The organism is Psychrobacter sp. TAE2020 (assembly GCF_018919485.1).
Taxonomy (GTDB): Bacteria; Pseudomonadota; Gammaproteobacteria; order Pseudomonadales; family Moraxellaceae; genus Psychrobacter.
Map to the genome: position 1 here is coordinate 2,167,450 of NZ_JAHLMU010000001.1, position 7,988 is coordinate 2,175,437.

At 40.5% G+C, this 7,988-nt stretch carries 4 protein-coding genes; all 4 read right to left on the minus strand.

The window, feature by feature from the left end:
• Window positions 1-24: 24 nt before the first annotated feature.
• Window positions 25-2,304, minus strand: a complete 2,280-nt coding sequence (gene rnr, locus KPY62_RS08820) for a ribonuclease R (protein WP_216581667.1) — start codon at window positions 2,302-2,304, stop codon at window positions 25-27.
• Between the two features lie 150 nt (window positions 2,305-2,454).
• Window positions 2,455-3,699 carry a toxic anion resistance protein gene (locus KPY62_RS08825; protein ID WP_216581668.1) on the minus strand — a complete coding sequence of 415 codons (1,245 nt, stop codon included), beginning with the start codon at window positions 3,697-3,699 and terminating at the stop codon, window positions 2,455-2,457.
• 410 nt (window positions 3,700-4,109) lie between these two features.
• Entirely contained in the window at window positions 4,110-4,613 is a 504-nt protein-coding gene (gene infC / locus KPY62_RS08830) for a translation initiation factor IF-3 (protein ID WP_201624200.1), read from the minus strand.
• 23 nt (window positions 4,614-4,636) lie between these two features.
• Window positions 4,637-6,571 carry a threonine--tRNA ligase gene (gene thrS / locus KPY62_RS08835; RefSeq protein WP_216581669.1) on the minus strand — a complete coding sequence of 645 codons (1,935 nt, stop codon included), beginning with the start codon at window positions 6,569-6,571 and terminating at the stop codon, window positions 4,637-4,639.
• Between the last annotated feature and the right edge of the window lie 1,417 nt (window positions 6,572-7,988).

The window sequence follows — 7,988 nt, forward strand, 5'->3', positions numbered from 1 at the left end:
TTTATAGCCTAAAGTTGCAGCATACTAACTTTTTTTGTTAGTACTTTTCTTGCTACTACTACTGCTGCGGCTGCTACTTTTCTTAGGAGCGCTCTTCTTAGTTTGGTCTTTTTTCGTTTGATTCATTTCACTAGCTTTAAGCTTAGTTTGTAAATCAAAATCAATCTGTAATAAATCCATATTGACCCCAGCAACTTTGACCCTTACTGAATCACCAAGTCCAAACAAACCGCCTTTATCTTTACCGATAAGTTGCTGCTGTTTTTCATCATAAACAAAGAAGTCATCGCCAACATTGGAGATATGCACTAAGCCATCAATGTATAAGTCGTCAAGCATCACAAACAAGCCAAAGCTAGTGACTGTAGTGACAGTACCATCGAACTCTTCACCGACATGATCTTTCATGTAGTGACATTTGAGCCAAGATTCTACGAAGCGAGATGCTTTTTCAGCACGGCGTTCAGTGTCTGAAGTTTGGGTACCAGCACCATCAAGTGAAAATTCCATCACTGGCTGCGGGGTATTAGTAACTTTCGCTTTTATAGCACGATGCAGCATTAAGTCAGGATAACGACGAATCGGTGAGGTAAAGTGACTATACTCATCATAGGCTAAACCAAAATGACCAATATTATCTGGCGAATAGTTAGCCTGCATCATTGAGCGTAGTAGCATGCTATGGATACTCACAGCATCAGGGCGGTCTTTGGTAGCTTCGATAATACGCTGATAATCTGCTTGGGTTGGGCTCTCTTCTGGAAAGCTCAAACCGAAGTTCTTAGCGTACTCATGAATACGCATAGATTTTTCGCTATCAGGTTTATCGTGGTTACGATATAACACTGGCAGCTCATGCTCTAAGGCAAAGTTTGCCGCACAAGTATTGGCGAGAAGCATACACTCTTCGATCAGTTTGTGCGCGTCGCCTCGAGTACGTGGCAAGATAGCAGCGATGCCACCAGTTTCGTTAAACTTGATATAAGTTTCGACCGTTTCAAACTCCATCGCATGGCGTTCTTCACGTTTTTTCACTAGTAGCTCATACAATTGATGTAAAGTATCTACTGACTTTTTAACTTCTTTATTATCAGTCAACGATTTCGGAATAGTGCTATCTTTTGGATTAGCAAGGTAGTCATTGACTTGATTATAAGTCAAACGTGCTTGCGAATTCATTACTGCAGGATAGAACTCATAACCAGTCACTTTACCAGCACGCGATACTTTTATATCAGCGACCATACACAAGCGATCAACATCAGGATTCAATGAACAAAGACCGTTTGATAGCACTTCCGGTAGCATTGGAATCACCCGATGTGGGAAGTACACCGAAGTACCACGCTGATAAGCTTCGACATCTAATGGCGAGTTTGGCGTTACGTAGTTACTAACATCAGCGATAGCGACTAATACTCGATAGTTGCCACCAGCACGTTTTTCAGCGAATACCGCATCATCAAAGTCACGGGCATCTTCACCATCGATGGTAATCAATGGGATATCACGTAGATCTATGCGACCTTTAGTGTCTTTATCAGTCGGTTCTTTATAATCATTAGCTTGTTTAAGCGTCGCTTCACTAAACTCAAAAGGAATATCATAATTGAGTAGGGTAGTTTCGATGATTAGCTCACGATCATTATCATCAGTCAGCACTTCAGTGATTTTGCCAGTAGCAAATTCATGCTGGTTCGGCCAATCGATGATGTCTACTTTTACTGGATAGCCAAGCTTAACTTCTAATGCTTGTACATTATCTTCAGTGACCGTAATCGGCTGGTGATTGTTCGGGCTACCAAGCTCAACACAATAACCATCTTCGTCTTTGGCTAAAGTACCGATGAATTGGTTTTGCTGACGTTCAACGACATCAACGATACGACCTTCAGTACGACCACGATTATCCGTTGAAGTACCCACTGCCTCGACTTTATCGCCGTTGAATACCCAGCGCATTTGTTTTTCATGCAAGAACAAATCAGGCATATCAGTTAATAATACAAAGCCAAAGCCTTTGGCATGTGCCGAGACTGTACCAGTAACAACGTCTTGTTGAGTGACCGTGCGAAAGCGATAAGGACGCCCTTCGCGATTCACTTGACCATCACGCGCCATCGCTTTTAAACGATTGCCTAAAGCATCAAACTGATCAGGATCATCAATATTGAATGCTTTAGCCAACTGTTGATGGGTGGCTTCGCCCTTTTCAGTAATCGTGCTCAGTATTAGCTCACGACTAGGAATAGGGTTGTCATATTTTTGTGCCTCACTTGAGGCGTTTGGATCATTCCAACTCATAAAGTACCGTATCTGTTTTTAAAATTATTAATAGGGGCTATCTTAACACGAACGAGGTTGCAATATCTCGAGTCAATTATCTTATCTAGCGCAAATAGCCGTTAACCATTATCTGGTTAAGTGAGCCATTTGCTGTAGATTTTTTACCTGTTAGATATCGATAGAGTTAGCACCAGAATTATCTACTATCTTTTTAGTGTCTATTTCTCTAGAGACTTCGAGCACAGTAGTCTCGTTCGACTTGTCTAAATACTTTTGCGCTTTATCAACTTCACTAGTTAAAGTATTTACGGTCTGCTTCATATTCTCCAGCGCTTCTAACTTATAAGTGCTGATCATATCCATAGTCTCATAGACATTATTGAAGGCGTTTTGCAATTTATCAAGCTCAATAGTACTACTAGTTGCTTGCTCATGAATCTCACCTGATTGACGCTTAAGCATCTCAGAAGTTGATTCAATCAAGCTACTAGTTGTTTTGTTCAAGGCAGTAATTTGATCTAGTACTAGCTTTTGATTGGTCATCGCTTGCGCAACGATCACCGCAGTACGTAAGGCTGAAACAGTAGTAGTCGTAGCCCGATCCACACCTTTAATAAGCTCTAAGTTGTTACGGCGAATAGTGTCTAAAGCTAAATATCCTTGGATGTTAACCGCCAACTGGGTCAAAAAGTCAGTGTTCTTCTGACGCACATAGAACAGCATCTCTTCTTTGATGATACGAGCTTTTTCGGGATCAGTAGCTTCAATGGTATAAACTTTTTGCTCTAACTGCTCATCGATTTTTTTGCCAACATAAACATACTGGCGGATAGACTGCATCAATTCCCACATATTGACTTTTTCTTGCTCAATCATGGCGTTATCTTTGAGCAGCTCATCTTTACCATTATAGAGGCTAGTCACTACCGCATTGATGTGTGACTGTGCTGACTCATATTGGCGAAAATAGTCTTGTACTTTATTGCCGAAAGGAATCAAACCAAACAGTTTGCGTGAGCTAGTTAGCTGCTTTTTACTAGGGTCTAGATCTTCTACGATGCCACGCAGTTCCGTCAATGATTTAGCGATAGGTGAGTTATCGAACAAGCTGTCATTGAGACTCTTAGCCGGTAGCTCTAACATACGGTTAGAGATTTGCGAGGACTCACGAATCTCTTTAGAACCTAAATTATGTATAGACTGGACATTTTGTTTAAATTCATCACTATGCACTGAATTGGTCAGCACATGATTGACAAAAGCGTCGACCTTGGCATCCAGTTCAGGTAGTTGACTCGCATCCAAAGTGACCATTTGGTCTGCTTCGCTTTTTTGCACTTCTTTTACGGCAGCAGGTGGTGTCAAAGATATAATAGGAGTAGGGGTATTTTCCGGTGGGGTCAACTCTTGCATAGATATTCCTTTAATATTTAATATGAAAAATATTTTTATATAAAGTTTGAGTACAGGCTTTATTATTAGCGCTATTTTATATATTTATAACAGCAGCAGGTTATAACCAATAAATGTTATTAGGCTATAGCCAGTAAATCTAGCTTTAGATTACCGTGTAATCAAAGGACTGAGAAGATTGATTTTGTAAACTAACCTTCTATATTGTACTAAGGCCTACTAGGCGCTACTATCACAGATCTAGCTAGTATCTAAGCTAGGCTTTAAGTGCTTAGACTAGCGTTAGCAGTACTTCAATATGCCAATAGCAAAAAACCATCAATATCCCGCAGCATATTGATGGTCAAAAACGATAACTAAAATCAAGTTATTTATAAAATCGTAATGCAAGCTAACCCTAAGCTACGGACTTACCTTTTCTTAGTAGGACCTAATAGCATACCCATTTGACGACCTTCCATCTTAGGATATTGTTCGACATTCGAGATTTCAGCAGTATCTTCGATAATGCGATCAAGTTGCTTACGACCAATCTCTTGATGAGCCATTTCACGACCACGGAAGCGGATACTGATTTTAACTTTATCCTGATCTTCTAAAAAGCTAACGATTTTTTTCAGTTTAACCTGATAATCGGCCTCTTCAGTACTAGGACGCAACTTCATCTCTTTGAGCTGAGTTTGCTTTTGGTTCTTTTTAGCCTCTTTAGCCTTTTGCTTTTGATCATAGAGATAATGCTTATAATCCATGATCTTACATACTGGCGGCTTGGCATCAGGAACTAATTCAACCAAATCTAGATTGTCTTCACGTGCCGCTTTCATTGCGGTATCGATATCGACTACGCCCATTTGTTCGCCATCTTCTTTAACTAAACGGACTTCTTTGACGCTGATATCTTCGTTAATGTTCAAACGGTTTGACTGTTTAATAGGTATTACTCCTGATCTGTTTTTGGGGTCTGTCGGCCTTTATCACTGACAGCTGCATTTACTAAGGTAATAAATTCTGAGATAGTCATTACGCCTAGGTTTTCACCTTCGCGGGTACGCACGTTAACGCTACCTGATTCGACTTCTTTATCTCCCAATACTAACATATAGGGGATACGTTCTAATGTTTTCTCTCGTATCTTAAATCCAATCTTTTCGTTACGCAAGTCACTAATGGCCCGCAAACCTGCATTTTTCAGCTCATTGACTACATTTGTACAAGCATCAGCCTGTTTATCAGTGATATTCATAACTACCACTTGTTGCGGAGCCAGCCATACTGGCATCCAACCGGCGTAATGTTCTATGAGCATACCGATGAAGCGCTCGAACGAGCCAAGAATAGCTCGATGTAGCATAATCGGGACTTCACGCTCATTTTGCTCATTGACAAATTCAGCATCTAAACGTTCAGGCATATTAGGATCGACCTGAATAGTACCGCACTGCCAAACACGACCTAAGCAATCCTTAAGACTGAATTCAATCTTCGGACCATAAAAAGCGCCTTCGCCCGGTAGGTAATCCCAGTCTAGTCCTGAATTATCTAAAGCATCAGCTAAAGCCTTTTCGGCGAAATCCCAAGATTCCTCAGAACCCACTCGTTTTTCAGGGCGAGTAGAAAGCTTCATGATGATATCTTTAAAGCCAAAATCATCATAAACATCGAGCGTTAATTGAATAAAATCAGCCACTTCTTGTTGAATCTGCGCTTGAGTACAGAATATATGCGCATCATCTTGAGTAAAACCACGGACGCGCATCAAGCCATGCAATGAGCCAGACGGCTCGTTACGATGACAAGAGCCGAACTCAGCCATACGTAATGGCAAGTCACGATAAGATTTTAAGCCTTGATTAAACACTTGCACGTGGCAAGGGCAGTTCATCGGTTTTACCGCATAATCACGGCTTTCACTAGAAGTGGTAAACATATTGGTGGCATAGTTACCCCAATGCCCAGAGCGTTCCCACAAGCTACGATCAACGATTTGCGGTGTTTTAATCTCTTGGTAGCCATTATCATGCTGCACTTTGCGCATATACTGCTCAAGCACTTGATATATAGTCCAACCATTCGGATGCCAGAACACCATACCTGGCGCTTGCTCTTGCATATGGAATAGATTTAACGCTTTGCCAATTTTACGATGGTCACGTTTTTCGGCTTCTTCGATACGCTGGATATAGGCTTTTAGCTGTTTCTTATCTGCCCATGCAGTACCATAAATACGTTGTAGCTGTTCGTTTTTAGCATCGCCACGCCAATAAGCGCCTGACATTTTAGTCAGTTTAAATACTTTTAAGAAGCGAGTATTAGGCACATGCGGGCCAAGGCACATATCGACATATTCTTGATGATGATAGAGACCAAAGGCATCTTCACCCGGCATATCATTGATTAGCTTAAGCTTATAGTCTTCGCCACGTTCTTCGAATATCTTAATTACTTCAGCGCGCGGCGTTATTTTCTTGATCACATCGTAGTCTTGTTTGATCAGCTCCATCATGCGCTTTTCAATTGCTTCCATGTGCTCAGGGGTAAAAGGCGTCTCGCTATAGATGTCGTAATAAAAACCATCATCGATGACTGGACCGATTACCATTTTTACATTAGGATAGAGCTGTTTGACCGCATGGCCTAATAAATGCGCACATGAGTGACGAATGATATCGACCCCATCATCATCTTTTGCAGTAACGATTTCGACCTTAGCATCAGCAACGATAGGATCGGAAGCGTCTACTAAATGTCCGTCTACACGTCCAGCTATTGTGGCTTTAGCAAGTCCTGGCCCAATACTCTCAGCTATTTGCATAACTGTAGTGCTACCGTCGAATTGTTTTACACTACCATCGGGTAAAGTAATCGCTACCATAATCTATTCACCTTTTTGAGTCCTTTGGCAGTGATGATTGCAACCATCAATCATATGACCGTCAGACTACAATAGTTATTGCCACCTATTGTGACGTATTAAGAGATATCAGCATTTCTCTAACCCGCTTAGCTATTATAAAGCGCAGCAACCCGTCCTTTAAATACAGTTAACTGACAGGGTAGGCGAGTAATGCCATAAAAGCGCCTACTATAGCAAAAACCGTCTATAAACACTAGATAGTAAGGGCTAGCAGGCTGTTTTTTGACCTCAAAGCGCTTATCTTTATAGGCTATAAAGCTTAAATACCGATCAATTACCTATATATAAGCAAAATATTAGTAATAAGCCAATAATAGCGGCTTCTATATATGGGTACTAGTAACTTAGTTATCAACAGCTTACCCTTAGTTTGCGTCTTTATCTATGACAGGTTAATAAACTGTAGGGGCTTTGCCTATGATCTTAAGTTAATAATGAGTTTATGCAGGGTGGCAATATATAAGTGCAATGAGATGTATAGAGAGTCAGAAGATAAGTTGTACCCACTATCTATCTATACTTGGCACCAGCTAATTTAGGAAAACTAAAAAGCATTTAGGTCTCAGTGCGACTACGCTACTATCTATAGTATAGACACCTATTACTATAACAGTACTACGACAGCTGTAAGTAGCCAGTGACTTCCTTGCTTATAATTATATAGACCGATCATATAAACAAGTCATGGCAATAAGTAATAGAAACAAGTCATGCTAACAAGCCAGAGCCAGACAATCACACGGTTAGTTGATACAAAAACCAAGTAACTATATGTAGCTCATGAGACTCTCACATGCGAAACAGCTTATTAGAGGTGACACATTAAGCACCGCTACTTTAATTCTAAAGATGATATGAATAGCATAAAACCCCCAGCACAAACCCTAAACCCATGATAAGCATCAACTAATGGGAAAATCATTAGGCGAAGGTAAATTAAATCTTAGACTAAGCTTGACCGAGCCTTTAATCTGCGTATAATGCGTCCCAGTCGGAACGGAAGAGCGGCTTTATGGGAGTGGTTTACCGCTTGGAATAAAGTTAGCTAAATAACTTCTTGACACCCAGATTAAAGCGTCTATAATACGCACCTCAGCAAGACAAGCGGGAGCAATTAGGGAGTGATAAGTCACTTAATAATTAGCGCGTAAATCTACTGAAACGAATTAGAATAAAGGGTTGACAGACTATATAAACATGATATGATAGTCAGCTCGCTAAACAAGATAAGCAAATGTCTTTGATTGGTTAGTGTAATAATCCTCTACTGGACGACAGCAGAGCGATACTATTTAAAAGCATAACTAAAGAACAACTTGTGTGGATTTTTGTTGATTCAGAATGTTAAAAAATAAAGTTGACTATCTTTTCTTTT

Coding starts and splice junctions, on each gene's coding strand:
- thrS (WP_216581669.1), bottom strand. CDS start 6,571: ATGGTAGCGATTACTTTACCCGATGGTAGTGTAAAACAATTCGACGGT.
- KPY62_RS08825 (WP_216581668.1), bottom strand. CDS start 3,699: ATGCAAGAGTTGACCCCACCGGAAAATACCCCTACTCCTATTATATCT.
- rnr (WP_216581667.1), bottom strand. CDS start 2,304: ATGAGTTGGAATGATCCAAACGCCTCAAGTGAGGCACAAAAATATGAC.